General features: G+C 53.9%; 19 protein-coding genes. 11 read left to right on the top strand and 8 right to left on the bottom strand.

The features are described from left to right. Positions 1-74: 74 nt before the first annotated feature. Positions 75-1016 (bottom strand): alpha/beta fold hydrolase, encoded by a 942-nt coding sequence (locus tag HC248_RS13145; RefSeq protein WP_168922866.1) that lies wholly within the window; start codon positions 1014-1016, stop codon positions 75-77. Positions 1017-1100: 84 nt separating this feature from the next. Between HC248_RS13145 and HC248_RS13140 the strand changes: the two genes are divergently transcribed. Beyond that, positions 1101-2870: an AMP-binding protein gene (locus tag HC248_RS13140; protein WP_168923842.1), complete on the top strand. Its 1770-nt coding sequence runs from the start codon at positions 1101-1103 to the stop codon at positions 2868-2870. A gap of 47 nt (positions 2871-2917) precedes the next feature. Here HC248_RS13140 and HC248_RS13135 read toward each other — a convergent pair whose 3' ends face one another. Next, the gene (locus tag HC248_RS13135) at positions 2918-3580 is read right to left on the bottom strand and encodes a YiaD family glycine zipper/OmpA-like lipoprotein (protein ID WP_168922865.1); all 663 of its coding nucleotides are present in this window, start codon (positions 3578-3580) and stop codon (positions 2918-2920) included. 269 nt (positions 3581-3849) lie between these two features. On the opposite strand from HC248_RS13135, the gene HC248_RS13130 reads away from it, so the two are divergent. Together HC248_RS13130 and plsY are read left to right on the top strand one after the other, a co-directional pair. Then, complete coding sequence (locus tag HC248_RS13130) at positions 3850-4914, top strand: aldo/keto reductase (RefSeq protein WP_168922864.1); 1065 nt, start codon at positions 3850-3852, stop codon at positions 4912-4914. A gap of 95 nt (positions 4915-5009) precedes the next feature. Then, positions 5010-5666 carry a glycerol-3-phosphate 1-O-acyltransferase PlsY gene (plsY, locus tag HC248_RS13125; RefSeq protein WP_168922863.1) on the top strand — a complete coding sequence of 219 codons (657 nt, stop codon included), beginning with the start codon at positions 5010-5012 and terminating at the stop codon, positions 5664-5666. Positions 5667-5738: 72 nt separating this feature from the next. Here the strand turns inward: plsY and HC248_RS13120 are convergent, their stop codons facing one another. After that, on the bottom strand, positions 5739-6416 hold the full coding sequence (locus HC248_RS13120) for a retropepsin-like aspartic protease family protein (protein ID WP_238342628.1): 678 nt from the start codon (positions 6414-6416) through the stop codon (positions 5739-5741). Continuing rightward, a complete protein-coding gene (locus HC248_RS13115) occupies positions 6409-6894 on the bottom strand; it encodes a YajQ family cyclic di-GMP-binding protein (RefSeq protein WP_168922862.1) in 486 nt (161 codons plus the stop codon). The genes HC248_RS13120 and HC248_RS13115 overlap by 8 nt, the downstream gene beginning before the upstream one ends. A 126-nt stretch (positions 6895-7020) precedes the next feature. On the opposite strand from HC248_RS13115, the gene murB reads away from it, so the two are divergent. Further along, the gene (gene murB, locus HC248_RS13110) at positions 7021-8097 is read left to right on the top strand and encodes a UDP-N-acetylmuramate dehydrogenase (protein WP_168923840.1); all 1077 of its coding nucleotides are present in this window, start codon (positions 7021-7023) and stop codon (positions 8095-8097) included. 31 nt (positions 8098-8128) lie between these two features. Here the strand turns inward: murB and argG are convergent, their stop codons facing one another. Both argG and ppnP read right to left on the bottom strand, forming a co-directional pair. Next, entirely contained in the window at positions 8129-9463 is a 1335-nt protein-coding gene (argG, locus tag HC248_RS13105; protein WP_168922861.1) for an argininosuccinate synthase, read from the bottom strand. Positions 9464-9487: 24 nt separating this feature from the next. Continuing rightward, positions 9488-9814 (bottom strand): pyrimidine/purine nucleoside phosphorylase, encoded by a 327-nt coding sequence (gene ppnP, locus HC248_RS13100; RefSeq protein ID WP_168922860.1) that lies wholly within the window; start codon positions 9812-9814, stop codon positions 9488-9490. A 177-nt stretch (positions 9815-9991) separates the two neighbouring features. Between ppnP and HC248_RS13095 the strand changes: the two genes are divergently transcribed. Together HC248_RS13095 and HC248_RS13090 are read left to right on the top strand one after the other, a co-directional pair. After that, entirely contained in the window at positions 9992-10567 is a 576-nt protein-coding gene (locus HC248_RS13095) for a sigma-70 family RNA polymerase sigma factor (protein ID WP_168922859.1), read from the top strand. A 75-nt stretch (positions 10568-10642) separates the two neighbouring features. Beyond that, a complete protein-coding gene (locus HC248_RS13090) occupies positions 10643-11446 on the top strand; it encodes an anti-sigma factor (protein ID WP_168922858.1) in 804 nt (267 codons plus the stop codon). 106 nt (positions 11447-11552) lie between these two features. Here HC248_RS13090 and HC248_RS13085 read toward each other — a convergent pair whose 3' ends face one another. Together HC248_RS13085 and HC248_RS13080 are read right to left on the bottom strand one after the other, a co-directional pair. After that, positions 11553-12320, bottom strand: coding sequence for a glycine zipper 2TM domain-containing protein (locus HC248_RS13085; RefSeq protein WP_168922857.1), 768 nt, complete (start codon positions 12318-12320; stop codon positions 11553-11555). Between the two features lie 278 nt (positions 12321-12598). Next, entirely contained in the window at positions 12599-13006 is a 408-nt protein-coding gene (locus tag HC248_RS13080) for an arsenate reductase (protein ID WP_168922856.1), read from the bottom strand. A gap of 112 nt (positions 13007-13118) precedes the next feature. Between HC248_RS13080 and folC the strand changes: the two genes are divergently transcribed. The 5 genes from folC to HC248_RS13055 all read left to right on the top strand — a co-directional run bounded on the left by folC (position 13119) and on the right by HC248_RS13055 (position 18643). After that, positions 13119-14432 (top strand): bifunctional tetrahydrofolate synthase/dihydrofolate synthase, encoded by a 1314-nt coding sequence (gene folC / locus HC248_RS13075; RefSeq protein ID WP_168922855.1) that lies wholly within the window; start codon positions 13119-13121, stop codon positions 14430-14432. 98 nt (positions 14433-14530) lie between these two features. Next, entirely contained in the window at positions 14531-15355 is an 825-nt protein-coding gene (locus HC248_RS13070) for an SPOR domain-containing protein (protein ID WP_168922854.1), read from the top strand. Between the two features lie 18 nt (positions 15356-15373). After that, positions 15374-15859, top strand: coding sequence for a CvpA family protein (locus tag HC248_RS13065; protein WP_168922853.1), 486 nt, complete (start codon positions 15374-15376; stop codon positions 15857-15859). A 33-nt stretch (positions 15860-15892) separates the two neighbouring features. Next, on the top strand, positions 15893-17407 hold the full coding sequence (gene purF / locus HC248_RS13060) for an amidophosphoribosyltransferase (RefSeq protein WP_168922852.1): 1515 nt from the start codon (positions 15893-15895) through the stop codon (positions 17405-17407). A 6-nt stretch (positions 17408-17413) separates the two neighbouring features. Further along, positions 17414-18643 carry an O-succinylhomoserine sulfhydrylase gene (locus tag HC248_RS13055; RefSeq protein ID WP_168922851.1) on the top strand — a complete coding sequence of 410 codons (1230 nt, stop codon included), beginning with the start codon at positions 17414-17416 and terminating at the stop codon, positions 18641-18643. Positions 18644-18646 lie beyond the last annotated feature (3 nt).

The raw sequence follows: 18646 nt of genomic DNA, 5'->3' as shown, positions 1-18646 counted from the left end.
GGACTTTATAAATAGGTTTATTTGGGCCGAAATGCAAGACATGTGAAGTCGCGGTATTAGTTTTTAGCGCAAGCTCATGCTAAAAAGGTTTCTATCAAATGGGCCAGATTTTCTGGCTGATCGTGATGCAGCATGTGGCCGGCGTCCTCAATGACTTCAACCTTTACCGAGGCGACGTGTTTGAGTCGCTCGTGGTATTGGTCCAGTGTATAAGTGCCCTTGTACCACTTTCCCAATGAGTCGTCTGAGGCCTCGACAGCTAGCACCGGTGCGCTGATGCGACGGTAGATTTCTAGGGTCTCGTCAGCCCGGTATAAATTGGCGCTGACGACTTTGTGCCCGGCTTCACCGAGAATTTTCCATTGACCGTTTGCGTCCGTGCGCGCCCAGTGGCCGGCTAACCATAAAGCTTTGTCTGATGACAGGCGCGGATTGGTTTTCATCAGTCGACGCGCTACGCCATTCACGCTGTCATAGGTTTTGAGTTCAAACTCGCCCCGGTGCAGGCTTTTGAGTTCCTTCATCCAACTTCTATAGCGCTCAGTGGCTTGTTCTGGCTGGCTGGCTGGCAGGCCAAAGCCCTCTAAGTTAATCAGGCGGCGTATGCGTTCAGGTTTGACACCAGCATACGTCATGGCGATATTGCCGCCCATGCTGTGGCCCACTAAGTCGACGGTTTGGTCTTTGACATAGTGGTCAAGCAGGAAATCTAGGTCGGCTAGGTAGTCGGCAAACCAGTAGCTATCCGCCTGCAGGCTTTGCTCAGCTTGCAAACCCGTGGTCTGACCAAAGCCGCGCCAGTCCGGTGCGATGATTAAGCGCTTAGAGACAAAGGCCTCAGACAGCGCGTCGAGCATGAACTGCCAAGAGGCAGCGACATCCATCCAACCGTGTACCAGCACAAGCGGAGCTTGGGTATGGCTTTGACCGGGATGATTGTTCCATGTCTGGACGTGGTAATTTAGACCACGGATTGGAACAAACTCGCGTTGTGAAATTTGTTTTTCTTTGTACATTTGTGGTCTGAATTGTCAATCATATGAGGAGTTGGTTTGAAGCACGGTCAAAACAAAGTAATAAAAAGGGCAAGCCAAGCCGCACTGCCTGCTAACGGCATAGCCAGAGTCGACCACTACCATGCCTTACATCAAGGTTTTGGTTGGCAAGTCGACGAATTTTTCAATATCGCTCAGGCCTGCTGCGGCCGCTGGGCGAAGGCCGAAACCCAGCATTCACCAGCGATTCGCACCTACCAAACCGGCGCCACCACACTGGTACACAGTTATGCCCAATTGCAGCAGGCGGCTGACTTGCTGAGTTATCAGCTCAAGGCGCTGGGTGTGACGCGTGGCGATAGGGTAGCCATCGTTATGCCGCAGCGTTTTGAGACCGCGGTTGCGTTCATGGCCGTGCTGCAAATGGGCGCAATCGCCATGCCTTTGTCTATGTTGTTCGGCCCCGAGGCGCTGGCTTTTAGGTTGCAAGACAGTGGGGCGGTGCTTGCCGTTGCGGACGAGAGCGCTATTGAAAGTCTGTTAGCCGTGCGCGGCGAATGCCCGCAGTTGCTGCACATCGTAGCGGTGGGCGCGGCCTGCGGTCGGGGCGACAGTGACTTTGTGGCGGGCGTTGGCAAGCCGCGGGCTTTTAAGTTGGCGCAGACCCGGGCCGACGAGGCCGCGATACTGATTTACACCAGCGGCACGACTGGTCAACCCAAAGGCGCGTTGATACCGCATCGCGCATTGATAGGCAATTTGTCTGGTTTTGTGTGTAGCCAGAACTGGTTTGGCTTTGATGGTCAAGACAATGCCCATTCTGATGCTGTTTTTTGGAGCCCGGCCGACTGGGCTTGGACTGGCGGGCTAATGGATGCGCTGCTGCCGACGCTGTATTTTGGCCGGCCCATCGTTGCCTTTAACGGACGCTTTAGCCCTAAGCTGGCGTTCGAGCTCATGGTCAGCGAAGGCGTGACGCACAGCTTTTTGTTCCCCACCGCGTTAAAAGCCATGATGAAGGCCTATCCAGCACCGCGCAAAGATTTCGCTTTGGGTTTGCAGGGCTTGATGAGCGCTGGCGAGGCGGTCGGAGATGCGGTGTTTGACTACTGCCGGGACCAGCTCGGCGTGGTGGTCAACGAAATGTTTGGCCAGACCGAGATCAACTATGTCGTGGGCAATTGCGACCGGTTTTGGCCAGCTCGTCCCGGCAGCATGGGCAAGGGCTATCCCGGTCACCTAGTGGCCGTTATTGATGAAGATGGACTGGAGTGCGCAGTCGGCGTACCCGGTGATGTGGCAGTGCGCCGACATGACATTCATGGTGACTTAGACCCAATTTTCTTTCTCGGTTACTGGAATAACCCAGCCGCAACAGAGGCGAAGTTTGCCAATGCAAGCGGCGAGAAATCCGAATCCGGTTGGTGCCGAACCGGCGACTTGGCGCGCCGTGATGCGGATGGCTATCTTTGGTACGAAGGTCGGGCTGACGACGTTTTCAAAGCCGCTGGTTACCGCATAGGTCCAGGTGAGATTGAAAACTGTCTGGTTAAACATGCGGCAGTAGCCAACGCTGCGGTTGTGCCCAAGCCCGACAGTGAGCGCGGTGCGTTGGTCAAGGCGTATGTTGTCTTGTCCCCGCAGCATGCGGCGGCGCGGGCGCAGTTAGTGGGCGATACGGTTAGTTTTGACACGGCATTGACTCAGCAATTGCAAAGCCATGTTAAAGCTATGTTGGCGCCTTACGAATATCCCAAGGAAATTGAGTTTCTCGACGCCTTGCCTATGACGACTACCGGCAAAGTTCAGCGCCGCGTGCTACGCCTGCAAGAAGAAGCGCGCTTCGCGGCGCGTATGGCTAGAGCGTCGATTTAAAGTCACGAGCCGCGCCTCTCTGGTGCAACGCGTGGCTTCTTAGTTGCTTAGCGTGGTGCGGGCTCAGCCACGTAAATCTCAACCCGGCGATTCTGGCTTCGACCTTGAGCCGTGTCGTTACTCGCCACCGGCTCACGCGATCCACGGCCTTCCGTGCCAATACGCTGGGACGCAACACCGCGGTCAATCAGGTAGTTACGTGCAGCATTGGCGCGCTCAACGGACAGCGGGTTGTTAATTGCGTCTGAGCCGCTGCTGTCGGTGTGGCCGATGATGGAGATGGTACTGATCTGGTTTTGGTTCAAACTGGTGGCGAACTGATCAAGTATTGACTGAAAGTTAGCTTTGATATTTGAGCGATTCACGTCAAACGATATATCACTGGGGATGTCTAGCTTGAGGCGGTTGTCTGCGGTTTGGCTAACTGCCACGCCGGTGCCGGCAGTTGCGCGTTCCATAGCGACTTTTTGATCTTGCATTTTCTTAGACCACAGATAGCCGCCGCCAGCGCCTACAGCACCGCCCAGTGCTGCTCCTGTAGCCGCGCCCTTGGAGCCGCCGGTGGCTGCGCCTAGCAGTGCGCCAGCCAAGGCGCCTATGCCTGCCCCTTGGGCTGTGCCTCTTTCGGTCTCACTCATATTGGCGCAGCCTGAAAGTACGACCAAGCTTAGGGTGGCACAAGTGATGCTGGTGAAAATTGGATTTTTCATGGGTTAAGTCCTTTGGGAAGTTGGCCGCTAAGAGGCGTTTATTGAGTCGATGTGCAGTCAGTGCTGGCACATCGCGACCGGCATTAGCCAGTTAAAACACTGTAGATTAATTGTGCTTTCAATTGTGTCGGACAAGTACGCGATTCAGGCCGAGGCGTCATGCCGACTACGATGGCTTTAAACTCAATCGCTAGTGCTCGTGTCTTTGTAAGGCCTAGTGCCTTCTATTTGTCTTTTACCTGCCTCTAAATTTTTACCAAGCGATATCCATGAATAAAGTTCAACTCGGCTCCAGCGACCTGCACGTCACCCCTATTTGTTTGGGCACCATGACTTTCGGTGAGCAAGTCTGTCAAGCCGATTCGCACGACATACTGGACCGCTCGTTGGCGCTAGGCATTAATTTTATTGACACCGCAGAAATGTACGCCGTGCCTGCTAGAGCCGAGACCTTTGGTGCAACTGAGACCATTGTTGGCAACTGGTTGGCTAAAAACCCCGGAGCGCGCAACTCTTTGGTGTTAGCGTCCAAAGTCGCTGGTCCTTCGCGCGGCATGGATTGGATACGCAAGGGAAGCCAAGACCTGACGGCCAAGGATATCGAGGGCGCTTGCAACGACAGCTTGCGGCGTCTGCAAACGGATGTGATTGACCTCTACCAAATTCACTGGCCGGCGCGTAATACGCCGGCTTTTGGCGCGGTCTACTTTGACCCGTCCAAAGAAAAACCGGTTTCGTCTATCGAGGTGCAACTCCAAGCACTCTCGGGCTTGGTCAAGGCTGGCAAGGTGCGCGCGATTGGTTTGTCCAACGAGACGCCTTACGGCGTGAGTGAGTTCGTACGACTGGCCGATCAGCACGGTCTAGCGCGCGTGGCGACCGTGCAAAACGCTTATTGCTTGGTTAACCGCACGGTGGAGAACGGTCTTGACGAGTTGATGCACAGGACTGGTGTGTCGCTGCTGGCTTACTCACCGCTGGCTTTTGGTTTGCTCACCGGTAAATACGACCTCAGCGGTATCGACGGCCCAGATGCGCCTGCAGAAGGGCGCATCGCTAAGTTCGAATCGGTACGCAAGCAGCGCTGGGGCAGGCCAGAAGCGCTGGCCGCTGCGCGCCGCTATAACGCACTGGCCATCGCCAACGGTATGACGCCGACCCAATTAGCCTTAGCTTTTTGCTACACCAAGTGGCAAGTTGCCAGCACGATTATTGGCGTGACATCGGTGGCTCAGCTCGATCAGGCTGTGCTGGCTTGGGGCACAAAACTGAGTGCTGAGGTGCTCGCTGAGATTGACAAAATTCGCTGGGAGATACGCGACCCGGCGCTGTGAAGATAGCTCTCTCATAGCGACAAAATCGCCAGTTAAGCGTTTCGCTTGATGCGATTAGATTTTTTTGACAGTGATTGATTTATCGGGAGATGGCTTTGGAATATCTTTACCCGGCTGTGGCCGCGTTGCTGGCCTATTTGCTTGGCTCGCTCTCGTTTGCGGTGATTGTTAGCCGCTTAATGGGTTTGAAGGATCCACGTAGCTACGGCAGTAATAATCCCGGTGCCACCAATGTGTTGCGTTCAGGCAGTAAGGTCGCAGCACTTGCCACACTGCTGTTAGATGGTCTCAAGGGCTGGCTGGCGGTAGTGTTGGTCAAGTGGCTGGGCCTGCGTTATGGCTTGGGTGATGGCACGCTGGCCTTAGCGGCTTTTGCAGTTTTTGTGGGCCATCTTTACCCGGTATTTTTTGGCTTTAAGGGCGGAAAGGGCGTGGCGACGGCGGCCGGTATTTTGTTTGGCATTGATTGGCTGCTGGGGCTGGCAACGGTTTTGGTCTGGATTTTGGTCGCGGCTTTTTCGCGCTATTCTTCAGTCGCGGCTTTGGCTTGTGCCGGTTTTGCACCGCTGTTTTATCTACTGGCCGACCGCGGTCCCTGGTATGCAGAGCGCAGTATTGCGTTGGCTATTTTTGTGATGAGTGCGCTTTTAGTCATGCGACATTCTGCCAATATTGCAAAACTGGTGAAGGGAACTGAGTCAAAGTTAGGTAGCAAAAAGTCGGCAAGTAGCGCAAAAAAATCGACTAAGTAGATTGCTTACTCTAGCGATAAGCGCTCATATATAGGTAGATAACACGACACAACGCAGTGCTTGGTCGTGCAGCTAGTAACGCTTGTTTAGCGTTAACTGATCGCCATCCCGCAGCATTTGAAAGCGCGATAAAAAGCTGTTACCCAGCAGTAAAAAAGGCATGGGTTGAGGCGTGACCACGGCGTCTACTGCTAAGACTTCCACATCACCCACGCGGACTGAATCGAGCTTGATACGCCAGCCTGAGGATATGCCGTTAGCTGTATGCAGTTGTGTGGCTTGGCCGGCTTTAAAGTTGATGCCGGCTTGTTCGGCTTGCGCGCTGCTAATGGTGACAAAGCTAGCGCCGCTATCCACAAGAAGTTGCACACTGCGGCCATTGACCGACCCGTTGGCTATAAAGTGACCACCCGAGGTGGCGGTGAGCACTATGCGCGTGGCTTTGGGGTTCGCGGCGTTGTTGGTTTTATCTTCTAACCAAATAGGTACATCACCTATCGTCAAGCTTTGGCGCTGGCCGGATCGCTCAACAATCGCTTGATTGGCGCTGACAGAGATGACGCGAACACCCTGATAAGTCTCGCCCATTGCGAGCGATTTTGGCGTGCCGCCATCGACGATTAGCAAAGCCTTGTTGCCCAATATGCCGGCCAGTACCAGCGTCTGCGCTTGCAGCGTGGCTTGGACCGACAGTAGCAAACCGCAGACCATGACAGTCTGCTGAACAAGGCGGCGGGAAAGTTCAGTCACGCTGGTTGTTAAAGCTGAGCGGGAAATCGGTGATTTCACCGCGGATTAATGCCATGGCTGCCTGCAAATCGTCACGCTTGGCACCGGTGATGCGCACTTTTTCTTCTTGTATTGCGCCTTGCACTTTGATCTTGCTGCCTTTGATGAGTTGCTGAATTTTTTTGGCTAACTCGGTTTCTATGCCGTTGCGGACTTTGCAAAGTTGTTTGACTTTGTCGCCGCCAATCTTCTCGGATTTAGCGATGTCTAGAAAACGCACGTCAACGCCAGCTTTGGCGAGTTTGTTGCGCAAGATTTCGTTGATCTGCTCAAGCTGGAAATCGCTGTCGCCAATTAGCGTGATTTCTTTGTCCTTGAGTTCTATCGAGGCAGGTGTGCCTTTAAAGTCAAAGCGCGTGGCGATTTCTTTGGCGGTGTTTTCGGCGGCGTTCTTGACTTTGACCAAGTCGGCTTCTAATACGGTATCAAATGAGGGCATGAGTGGGCAATCTGGGTGGGGGTTTTAAAGCTTAAAACCTAGCAATAGGATTAAAACGAAATGCGGCGTGTTCACAAGGCTTTGTGGTGGGCTAGCTGGTGCTGGCCCGGATGCGACAATCAAGCCATGTTAGTCGAGAAAAATGTTCCCCTCCAGTCTTTTAATAGCTTTGGCATTCTCGCCAAGGCCTTGTCCATGCTGCGTGTGCGCAGCGATGCGGATGTTGATGCACTGCTGTCCAACCCCTCCCTGAAGGCTGTACCCAAGTTTGTACTCGGCGGCGGCAGCAATATTGTGCTGACTGGCGACGTCAAAGCCTTGGTGCTCAAGGTCGAGATCATGGGCAAACAGCTAGTAGGCGAGACCGCCAAGGCTTGGATTGTCGAGGCCGGTGCGGGCGAGAACTGGCATGAGCTGGTGCGCTGGACGCTAGAGTCGGGCTATCCCGGACTTGAGAATTTAGCCCTTATTCCCGGCACTGTGGGCGCGACACCGGTGCAAAACATAGGCGCGTATGGCGTGGAGTTGCAAGACCGCTTTGACTCTTTAGATGCTATTGACTTGGTGAGCGGTCAGCATTTCACCCTGAGCGCCGCCCAATGCGCTTTTGGCTACCGTGACTCGGTCTTTAAGCACCAAAGCATAGACGGCGAAGGCGGCAAGCCGGGTTTTGGTTTGGCCGGTCGCGCACTGATTACTCGGGTACGCTTTTCCTTGCCGAAAAACTTCAAGCCGATTTTGGGGTATGCGGATATAGAGAAAAAAATGGCCCAATCTGGCTGGAACGCCGCTGCTGGCGCCCCTAGCGCTATGCAGATATTCGAGTGGATATGCGAGATTCGCCAAGCCAAACTGCCAGACCCGAAAGTGATTGGCAATGCTGGCAGTTTCTTTAAGAACCCGACAGTGAGTTTGGAGCAATGTGCCGACATCATCCAGCGCGAGCCCAAGATAGTGCATTACCCACTGGTCGACGGCACGGTCAAACTAGCAGCCGGCTGGTTGATTGATGCCTGCGGATGGAAAGGCAAATCGATTGGCAAAGCCGGTGTTTACGAGCGCCAAGCCTTGGTGTTGGTGAACCGGGGTGACCGAGCCAATCCGGTCACAGGTGGTGAGGTGATGACGCTGGCCAAAGCGATTCAGACCAGTGTTTACGAGCGCTTTGGCATCATGCTTGAGCCTGAGCCGGTAGTGGTTTGAAGGCTCTGGCCAACAAACCACACGCAAAAACTTATTTGCTTTCCGGCGCGCCCAAGCTTGGCATGCCGCTTTCCTCGTGCGAGATTAGGCCGACGCGGGTGTAAATGCCTAACTTGTCGCGCGTGTCCAGAATGTCTAGATTGCGCATAGTCAGCTGACCAATTCGGTCGGCTGGCGAAAAGCTAGACTCGCCTTTTTCCATGGTCAAACGCTCTGGCTTATAGGTCAGGTGCTCAGACACGGTGTTAAGCAGCGAGTAATCGTTGCCACGGCGCAGCTCAATCGTCACCTCGCCGGTGATGGCGCGTGCGACCCAGCGCTGGGCGCTTTCCCGCAGCATGATGGCTTGCGGATCAAACCAGCGACCTTGATAAAGCAGGCGACCGAGTTTGCGGCCGTTGTCGCGGTACTGCTCTATGGTGTCTTCGTTATGAATGCCGGTGAGCAAGCGCTCATAGGCGATAAACAGCAAAGCCAGACCAGGAGCTTCGTAAATACCGCGGCTTTTAGCTTCAATGATGCGGTTTTCTATCTGGTCGCTCATGCCCAGACCGTGGCGTCCGCCGATGCGGTTGGCTTCGAGGATTAACTCGACCAAGCTGTCAAAGCGTTTGCCGTTTAAAGCGACCGGTTGGCCTTCTTCAAAGCGCACGGTGATTTCTTCGCGTTTGATCTCGACTTCATCTTTCCAGAAAGCCACGCCCATGATGGGCTGGACTATCTTCATGCCGCTGTTTAAAAACTCTAAGTCTTTCGCTTCGTGGGTAGCACCCAGCATGTTGGAGTCGGTGGAATAAGCCTTTTCGGCTGACATTTTGTAGCCAAAGCCCGCTTGGGTCATAAAGGCTGACATCTCGCTGCGCCCGCCCAGCTCGTCGATGAACAACTGGTCTAACCAAGGTTTGTAGATTTTTAAGTCTGGATTGGTCAGCAAACCGTAGCGGTAAAAACGCTCAATGTCGTTGCCTTTAAAGGTGCTGCCATCGCCCCAGATGTTGACGTCGTCTTCTTTCATCGCCGCCACCAACATGGTGCCGGTGACCGCGCGGCCCAGTGGCGTGGTGTTGAAATACGTCACGCCTGCCGTGGTGATGTGAAAAGCGCCGCTCTGCAAAGCGGCAATGCCTTCTGTGGCGAGTTGGCTGCGGCAGTCGATCAGGCGGGCCAGTTCGGCGCCGTACTGCATGGCTTTACGCGGAATTTCTTCGTAGTCCGGCTCATCCGGTTGACCCAAGTTGGCGGTGTAGGCGTAGGGCACTGCGCCCTTGAGTTTCATCCAATGCAGCGCAGCGCTGGTGTCTAAGCCGCCCGAAAACGCGATGCCGACTTTTTGGCCTTTGGGTAGGTTTTGAAGAATGGTGGACATGTTGCTAACTTTCTTTTATTGGTTTTAGCCGAAGTGGCAAATGTAGTGATAAGCCGCAAAGCCTTGGGCCACACGGATGTCAAATTTGGCGTTGCCAGGAATGCTGAATTTCTCGCCAGCTTCGCTGCGCACCCAGTTGTCGCTGCCCGGCAGTTTGTAGTCGCAGGCGCCGCCAACGCATTCCATGATTTCGGGTGCGCCTGTGGAAAACGTCAAGCTCGCCGGCAATATCACGCCAACAGACTTTTTACTGCCGTCGGCATAGGTGATGCCGTAACTAATGCATTTACCGTCAAAGTAAACGTTGGCCAAAGTGGTGACGCTGATGTTGTTGATTTTTTCAGTGGTCATGAAAGTTGATGTTGCATAAAAAAAGAGGGAAGTTGGCGCGTGATGAATTCGGCCATCGCAGAGTAATTTTTGATTTTAGGCTATGGCGGCGTGTCCAAGCATCTTCAACGGCGCGTGACTAATTTGTGAATCCAAGGGCGTGCTTTTTGCGTATCTTATTTAAAGCACAATCGGTTTATGAATAATGAAAGCCAAGACGCTCAGCTGATCGCTCTTTTAGAACGTATTGCGCTGTTTGACGAACCCGCATTACGCGAGTTATACGAGATCAGCTCATCCCGTCTCTACGGCGTGGCGGTTCGGGTGGTGAGTAACCGCGAGTGGGCAGAGGACGTGTTGCAAGATGCCTTTATAAATATTTGGCGTGTTGCGGGAAGTTATAAAGCTTCGCTCTCGCCACCTATGGCTTGGCTGGGTTTGGTTGTACGCAGTCGTGGTTTAGATTTTTTGCGTAGACGCACGTCCGACCGGGTTGATAAGTCTTTAGAGCTTGATGAGGTGATTTCAGACACTGTTGCAGGCGACTCACCTAACCCAGCGGATCAAGCGGATGCTAGTCAGCAGGCACTAGCCTTGCAGCACTGCTTGAGTTTGTTAGAGAACAAGCAGCGCGAAGTAGTGAGTTTGGCTTATTTGCGTGACATGAGTCATGCGGAATTATCCGAGCAGCTCAAGCTGCCGCTGGGCACAGTAAAGACATGGATACGGCGCGGATTGGCGCAATTGCGTGAATGCATGACAAAGGTTGCTTGAAGGGTCAACCTTTGATGGATTTTGATTTGGAGTTGAAATTAATATGACAGTGAAAACTTTACACACAGGCGGCGTATGAATATCACGCGAAACCCGACTTTGGTCGATCAGCTAGCAGCGAGTTATGCGTTGGGTACGCTGCGCGGCGGCGCGCGCCGGCGCTTTGAAGAACTCGCCAGAGTGAATGCCTCTGTGCGCGCAGCAGCGCTGCTGTGGCAGGGTCAGCTGGCTTCGGTAACTGAACTGCAGCCCGATATTGCGCCTAACCCTCTGGTGTGGACGCGGATTAACAACTTAGTCCAAGCTGAAAAGCAGGCCAGAGCTATGCAGACGGCTCGCAACCTAGCCAAGCCTTCGCTCAGTTGGTGGGCCAACTTGAGTCTGTGGCGCGGCGCTTCGGCGGTCGGTACGCTGGCGGCTGTGGCGGCGCTGTTTATGGTGGGTAACCTCAGTGGTTTGAATCAAAGTTTGGGGCAACAAGTCAGTAGTCTGGGCTCTGAGGTTAAAAACTTGAATACCCGTTTAGATGCAGCACCAGAGATTCGTTATGTTGCCGTACTGGCTGATGACAAGGCGGCGGCGTCTATGTTGGTGACTTTTGATGCCAAACATCGTCAGTTATTGCTCAAACGCGTGGGCGCTTTTCAGGAGCAACCGGATAGGTCATTGCAGCTATGGGCATTGCCAGAGGGCGGTGCGCCTAAATCCATTGGTGTGATGGGCTCTGACGCAGTTTTGAGATTGACCGTCGGTCACAACGATATGGCCAGTGTGCCCATGTTGGCCGTGACCTTAGAGGCCAAAGGCGGCGTACCCGAGGGCAGTGGTCCTAAAGGCCCGCTGCTGTTTAAAGGCGCTTTACTGCAGACGGTGTTGTGAGACAGTAGGGTTTTTAAAAACAGAAAGGGTGCTTGCAGCACCCTTTTTTTATTTATTCAAAGCTCAATGAGAGTCAAGGCGGTTTCGTGAACCGGCTTGGCTTGGCTTAACGCCAGTGGCGATCGCCGCCATAACCGCCATGACCGCTATAAGCACCATAACCACCGTGGCCGCCATAACCACCACGGTAGCCACTGCCAAAGCCTAAGTTAACCGATAGGCCAACTGGCGAGGCGTAGTAAGGCGATACGTATGACTGACGTTGGTAGTAGACCGGTGCCCGATACACCACTGGGGCTTCTTGGATATAGGTCACAGAGGGTTGTACGTAAACCGGTTGTGCCGGTGTGATGTAAACCGGTGAAGTTGGCTGCGAATAAGTTTGTGGACCCGAATTCATACCGCCTACAGGTGTCACCTGCAGACGTACGTATTGACCAGGGTCTTGCGGCATCTGCACGTTGTACTGGGCACCTTGGTATTCGTAGACCACGTTAAAGTGGCTGGTGCGGTTTTCGTAACTTGTCTGGGTGCCGCAGCGCTGCACATTTTGGACTTGGTTGTTAGAGCCCTCAATGTTGTTGCCTAATATGGCGCCGCCAAACAAACCCAGCATGGTCGCTACGGCTCGGCCACCGCCGTTACCGATGGCGTTGCCAGCAGCGCCGCCGGCCACAGCGCCTAGCAAAGCACCAGCACCGGACTTTTGCGACTGGACCACCACCGCTTCGTTGTTGCAAACCTGATGCGGTACTGCCACTTGTTGCAGTACTGGTGTGCTGGAGACGACGCGGGCCATGATCTCTATGGCAGACGCATTCATGGACATTAAGGCGGCGATAGCAGCGGTGGATAAGACAATAACTTTTTTCATGATGCTTACCTTTGAAAGGTGAGAGATGGTTGACAAAAAACCGACTCAAAAAATTAAACTTCTTTTTACTTGTGTCTAACGGTTCGACGCAATAATCGGCTGACTTGAACAGGCTATCTTTACGTATATTGCAGACTAAACTTTCGGACTTCTTTTGTTCGTGAGAGTTCGGTAAATTCACTGTAAAGCCAAACAATTATTTAATCGTCTCGTCTTCGCAAGGTGTTCATCACGGTTTTTTAGCCAGTCGCTTTGGCTAGTCGTTTTGTCCAGCCGCTTTATCCAGCCGCTTTTGCCAAACTCGCCCTGCGTTCGTTATCTTTAAGCTCATCCGCCTGCATAGACCAAGTCTGGGTGTCAAAACCCAGCGTAATCGTCGTCGTAATGGGGTCTTGCCACTCGACTATTGGCCGCTTGATAACGCTGGACTCTGCTTGCATTAGCGCCATTGCACCTGCGAGTTTGCCTGCATCGGCTTTTTGTTTGTCAGTTAGTTTTTGCCAAGTCATGCCTTGGCGGTTAATCAGTCGTTCCCAGCCGAGTGCTTGACTCCAAACCGGAATCCGGTCGAGTGGCACGCCCTGGCGCTTGAAGTTGTGAAAGGTGTAGGCAAGGCCTTGACTGTCTAGCCAGGCTCGGGCTTTTTTGACAGTGTCGCAATTGGGAATTCCATATAACGTAATCATGTCTCGATTTTGCCATTCATCCATTAAAGGGTCTGCCAACACTTTAATTAGCTTGTCGGCAGCAGCCCCTTTTTTAGCATTGACAACAGCCTAAGGCGACAATAGATGATCCATGAAAAACACACCGCAAACCCTTGAAGACTGGCTCACCCATTGCGAGCGACTGCATCCCATCAGCATAGACATGACTTTAGAGCGTGTTCGCGCTGCGGCTTTGCGCCTAGGTTTGGCATTTGATTGCCCGATCATCACGGTGGCCGGCACCAACGGCAAAGGCTCTACTTGCGCCATGCTCGAAGCGGTATTGTTAGAAGCGGGCTATCGCACCGGGGTTTTTACCTCGCCGCATCTGGTGCATTTTCAAGAGCGCTGCCGAGTGCGCGGCGAGATTGTCACGCCAGAGGCTTTGACGCCTTATTTTGAGCGCGTCGAGCTGGCTAGAACTCAGGGCGGGGAAGAGATTTCCTTAAGCTATTTCGAGTTCACAACGCTAGCTATTTTGCTGCTCTTAGCAGACGCCAAGCTAGATGTGGTGGTGCTTGAGGTCGGACTAGGCGGGCGGCTAGACGCGGTCAACATACTTGATGCCGATTGTGCGGTGATCACCAGCATTGACCTTGACCACATGGAGTTTCTTGGCCCAGACCGCGAAAGCATAGGCTTTGAAAAAGCCGGCATCATGCGCGCCGGCCGACCTGTGGTGTGCAGCGACCCAGTGCCGCCACAAAGCATTTTGGACCACGCCGCCGCAATCGGCGCTGACCTCTGGCAGTTTGGTAAAGACTTTAATTTTTCCGGCGACAAGCAGCAGTGGGGCTGGGCCGGCCGCGGTCGGCGCTACGCTGGTCTGGCATATCCTGCACTGCGCGGCGCGAACCAGTTAGTCAATGCAGCGGGTGTGCTGGCAGCGTTAACTGCCGTGCGGGATCACCTGCCGGTGACGGCGCAAGCGGTGCGCAATGGTTTGTCTATGGTGGATTTGCCTGCACGTTTTCAAATCATCCCGGGTCAGCCTACGCTGGTGCTGGATGTGGCGCATAACCCGCACTCGGTTGCTGCTTTATCTGAAAATTTAGACGCAATGGGCTTTTACCCTTGCACGCATGGAATCTTTGGCGCTATGGGCGATAAAGATCTTGAGACCATGTTTGCACGCATTAATCCTTTGATTGATAAATGGTATTTCACTGATTTACCCACACCCAGAGCGGCTAGCGGCGCGGATTTAATGGCTAAGTCTTTGGCGCAACAAACTCGTAAAGATGTGCTCACGCTTTCTTTCTCTAGTCCTGAGCAAGCCTTGCAAGCAGCAATAGCCGCAGCAGACCCCGCTGATAGAATCGTTGTCTTTGGTTCTTTCTACACAGTGGGTGGTATTTTAAAAGATGGCGTGCCGCGTCTTTTAGCCAAGCATATGACGGTTTAAGCCTGGCTGAGGCTGCGGTTTGTCTTTGCCGAGTTTGCCTTTGACTTTAATTACAAGCACTTCAGCACTTAAAAGCCTACAGAAAACCTCCTCGCACCATGTCGCTTTTTAACTTTCGCCGTACTAGCGCAGCCGCACCTTCCAATGCCACTTCGGGCACGCAAACCGAGAGTCTGGAAGTCGTACGTCAACGCGCCAAGCACCGGCTTATAGGCTCGGCCTTGCTGGTTTTGATAGGCATTGTGGTTTTTCCTCTGCTTTTCGATACTCAACCACGGCCGATTGCGATTGATATTGCGATTGAGATTCCCGGAAAAAACACTCTCAAGCCGTTGGTGGTGCCGGCCGCTCAGACCAATATCGCCACGTCGCCGACGGCCGAAACACCTAGCGCTGTGCCTGTCCCTACAGCACCAGCGCCGGTTGCCACTAGCGCTGTGCCAGCCGCTGAAAAATTGACACCTAGCGCTGGCCTGTCTCCCAAAGAAGAAATACTTGTTGAGCCAAAGCCCGTCAGTCCGGCCGTTGTTCAAGCGCCAATCGCTGAGGTCAAGCCCAGCCTTAAAGCTGAAGCCAAAACTCTTGAGGACAAACCCGTGGCGCTGTCCAAAGACGGCGCGCGTGCAAAGGCTTTGCTTGAAGGTCGAGCCACCCCACCAGCAGTGACCAATCCGGTTGAATCTGCTGCCAGCGAGTCGAGATTAATCGTGCAGGTAGGCGCGTTTGCCGATGCATCCAAAGCCCGCGAGATTCGCGCCAAGCTAGAAAAAGCCGGACTCAAGACCTATACCCAGTTAATAGAAACATCTGAGGGCAGTCGCACCCGAGTGCGTGTTGGTCCGTTCACCAATCGTGCAGATGCAGAAAAAGCCGCTGGCAAGATCAAGACGCTTGATCTGCCCGCTGCGATCTTGACCCTGTGATGTTTTGCCAAGGCAGTCGTGGCCTCGCTTGACTGGATTATTCTTGCTTTGCTGCTCGCCTCCATGTTGCTGGGCGCTTTGCGTGGCTTGGTTTATGAGGTGTTGTCGGTGCTCGGCTGGGCCGCGTCTTTTTATGCGGCGCAGTGGATTGCACCCAGCGTAGCGCTGATGTTGCCGATTCAGTCTCTGAGCCAGTCGGCGCGTTACGCCACTGCGTTTGTTTTGGTTTTTATTGCGGCCATCTTTCTCGCCGGTTTGTTCGCCGTTGTTTTAAAGAAGATGGTTGAGGCGATTGGCCTGCGGCCAGTAGACCGCACCATGGGCGCGGCTTTTGGCTTAGTGCGCGGTTTGATATTGCTGCTGGTCGCCACGGTGGTGATGAATATGACCAGCTTAAACAGCAGCGACTGGTGGCGGGAATCGAAGGGCGCGGCGGTACTGGCCAGCACGCTGACCACCATCAAGCCCATGTTGCCAGAGCGCTTTGCAGCCTTCTTGAATTAGTTTTTATTTTTTTGAAATCATGATCGGATCACCATGTGCGGAATAGTCGGCGTCGTTAGCAAAGCCCCGGTCAACCAGTTGATATATGACGGTTTGTTGCTACTGCAGCACCGTGGCCAAGATGCCGCTGGCATCGTCACGCAGCAGGGCCACAAGTTCTACATGCACAAAGCCAAAGGCATGGTCAAAGATGTGTTTCGCACCCGTAATATGCGTGCTTTGCCGGGTAATGTGGGTCTGGGCCAAGTGCGTTATCCAACAGCGGGTAACGCTTACAGCGAAGACGAAGCACAACCGTTTTACGTCAACGCACCGTTTGGTTTGGTGTTGTCACATAACGGCAACCTAACCAATGCGGCCGAGTTAAAGACCGAACTGTTCAATACCGATCACAGGCATATCAATACCGAGAGCGACTCCGAGGTGCTGCTCAACGTGTTGGCGCACGAGTTAGAAAAAACCACGCGCGGCTTGTCGCTCACTCCGGCTGATGTATTTGCCGCCGTGCGCGGCGTGCACAAGCGCATTAAAGGCTCTTACGCTGTGGTGGCGTTGATAGCTGGTCACGGCATGTTGGCTTTTCGCGATCCGTTTGGAATTCGCCCGCTGTGCATTGGGCACGGCGAGAACGAAGCCGGCTTAACCGTCATGGTAGCCAGCGAATCGGTGGCGCTTGAAGGCACGCTGCATCAGCTTGACCGCGATATTGAGCCCGGTGAGGCGGTGTTTGTAGATTTGAACGGCGTGGTTCACGCCCAGCAGTGCGCGGAAAAAACCGAGCTCAAGCCATGTATTTTTGAGTTTGTTTATTTGGCACGGCCAGACTCGGTGCTCGACGGTATTTCGGTTTATCAGGCGCGTCTCAATTTAGGCGAGACCTTAGCCAAGCGCGTGATCTCCACCGTCCCGCCCAACGAGATAGATGTGATTATTCCCATCCCCGAGTCGAGCCGCCCGAGTGCTTCCCAACTTGCGCATTTGCTCGGCATTCCCTACCGCGAAGGCTTTGTTAAAAATCGCTACGTCGGCCGTACCTTCATCATGCCGGGCCAAGGCGTGCGCAAAAAATCGGTGCGCCAAAAGCTTAACGCGATTGCCAGCGAATTCAAGGGTCGCAACGTATTGTTGGTAGACGACTCCATCGTGCGCGGCACCACCAGTCGTGAGATCGTGCAAATGGCGCGCGATGCAGGTGCTAAAAAAGTTTATCTCGCCAGCGCTGCGCCGCCGGTACGCTTTCCCAACGTCTACGGCATTGATATGCCTACGCCGAATGAATTGGTCGCACACGACCGCACGGTAGAAGAAATTCGCCAAGTCATTGGCTGCGATGCGCTGATTTACCAAGACGTCGAAGGCATGAAGCGGGCGATTGGCTCGCTGAGTAAAAAAATTAATGGCTTTGATGCCTCATGCTTTGATGGCGTCTACATCACCGGCGACATCACCGTCGAGACGATTGCAAAAATGAACGCGCAACGCGTGGACAGCAGCGAGGATGGCGACGTCGATGTCTCCCGCCTAGCGCTGCCCAACCCACAGGAGTAAATCACAATGACAGAGAAGAAATTACCCGAAGGCCTGCACCGCGACACCTTGGCCGTGCGCGTAGCCGCTGATAAAAGCCAGTATGGCGAGAACTCAGAAGCGCTCTACCTCACCAGCAGCTTTGTGCAACCTGATGCTGCCACTGCCGCGCGGCGCTTTTCCGGCGAAGAAGAGGGCTACACCTATTCACGCTTTAGCAACCCGACCGTCACCAGTTTTGAAAAACGTCTGGCTGCGCTGGAAGGCACAGAAGCCTGCATAGGCACGTCTAGCGGCATGTCCGCCATCATGCTGATGTGTTTTGGGCTGTTGAAAAGCGGCGACCATGTGATTTGCTCGCGCTCTATGTTTGGCTCGACGATCAAGCTGATTGGCAGTGAGTTCGCTAAGTTTGGGGTTGAAAGCAGTTTTGTTTCCCAGACCGATTTAGCCGAGTGGCAAGCAGCGGTGCGCCCGACCACCAAGCTGCTGTTCGCCGAGACTCCGACCAATCCACTGACTGAAGTGTGTGACATTCAAGGACTCGCCGATATCGCGCATGCCGCTGGCGCTTTGCTGGCCGTCGATAACTGCTTTTGCTCGCCCGCATTGTGCCGGCCAGTGACTATGGGTGCTGACTTGATCACCCACTCCGGCACCAAATACTTAGATGGCGAAGGCCGCGTGATTGCTGGCGCGATTTGCGGCACGAAAAAACTCATAGATGAAAAATTCATACCCGTGATGCGCAGCGGCGGTATGTCGCTCTCGCCGTTTAATGCGTGGGTTGTGCTCAAAGGCATGGAGACCTTGTCTATCCGTATGCAAGCACAAAGCGCTGGCGCACTGGAACTTGCGACTTGGCTGGAAGCGCAGCCAGCGGTGGCGCGGGTCTACTATCCCGGTTTGGCGTCCCACCCGCAACATGAATTGGCCATGCGTCAGCAAACCATTAATGGCCAAGGCTGCGGCGGTGCGGTGTTGTCTTTTGATGTCAAGGGCGCGGATGTTGAGAGCGTACGCAAAAACGCTTTTCATGTGATTGACTCGACTTTGGTTTGCAGTATCACCGCCAATCTTGGCGATACCAAAACCACGATTACCCATCCAGCGACTACCTCGCACGGACGGCTGTCTGAGGCCCAGCGTCAGTCGGCCGGTATAAGCCAAGGCTTGATTCGTGTGGCCGTCGGCTTGGAATTCATTGATGACCTCAAAGCCGATTTGGCGCGTGGCCTAGACAGTCTGTCGGTCTGAGAG

The organism is Polaromonas vacuolata, assembly GCF_012584515.1.
Lineage (GTDB): Bacteria > Pseudomonadota > Gammaproteobacteria > Burkholderiales > Burkholderiaceae_C > Polaromonas > Polaromonas vacuolata.
Note: the sequence above shows the minus strand (reverse complement) of the source record. Positions and strands in the feature narration are given on the sequence as shown.

Bases quoted from the DNA above. Each gene is read 5' to 3' on its own strand.
- HC248_RS13145 (WP_168922866.1), bottom strand. From the start codon at position 1,016: ATGTACAAAGAAAAACAAATTTCACAACGCGAGTTTGTTCCAATCCGT.
- HC248_RS13135 (WP_168922865.1), bottom strand. From the start codon at position 3,580: ATGAAAAATCCAATTTTCACCAGCATCACTTGTGCCACCCTAAGCTTG.
- HC248_RS13130 (WP_168922864.1), top strand. From the start codon at position 3,850: ATGAATAAAGTTCAACTCGGCTCCAGCGACCTGCACGTCACCCCTATT.
- HC248_RS13115 (WP_168922862.1), bottom strand. From the start codon at position 6,894: ATGCCCTCATTTGATACCGTATTAGAAGCCGACTTGGTCAAAGTCAAG.
- murB (WP_168923840.1), top strand. From the start codon at position 7,021: ATGTTAGTCGAGAAAAATGTTCCCCTCCAGTCTTTTAATAGCTTTGGC.
- argG (WP_168922861.1), bottom strand. From the start codon at position 9,463: ATGTCCACCATTCTTCAAAACCTACCCAAAGGCCAAAAAGTCGGCATC.
- ppnP (WP_168922860.1), bottom strand. From the start codon at position 9,814: ATGACCACTGAAAAAATCAACAACATCAGCGTCACCACTTTGGCCAAC.
- HC248_RS13095 (WP_168922859.1), top strand. From the start codon at position 9,992: ATGAATAATGAAAGCCAAGACGCTCAGCTGATCGCTCTTTTAGAACGT.
- HC248_RS13090 (WP_168922858.1), top strand. From the start codon at position 10,643: ATGAATATCACGCGAAACCCGACTTTGGTCGATCAGCTAGCAGCGAGT.
- HC248_RS13085 (WP_168922857.1), bottom strand. From the start codon at position 12,320: ATGAAAAAAGTTATTGTCTTATCCACCGCTGCTATCGCCGCCTTAATG.
- HC248_RS13080 (WP_168922856.1), bottom strand. From the start codon at position 13,006: ATGATTACGTTATATGGAATTCCCAATTGCGACACTGTCAAAAAAGCC.
- folC (WP_168922855.1), top strand. From the start codon at position 13,119: ATGAAAAACACACCGCAAACCCTTGAAGACTGGCTCACCCATTGCGAG.
- HC248_RS13070 (WP_168922854.1), top strand. From the start codon at position 14,531: ATGTCGCTTTTTAACTTTCGCCGTACTAGCGCAGCCGCACCTTCCAAT.
- purF (WP_168922852.1), top strand. From the start codon at position 15,893: ATGTGCGGAATAGTCGGCGTCGTTAGCAAAGCCCCGGTCAACCAGTTG.
- HC248_RS13055 (WP_168922851.1), top strand. From the start codon at position 17,414: ATGACAGAGAAGAAATTACCCGAAGGCCTGCACCGCGACACCTTGGCC.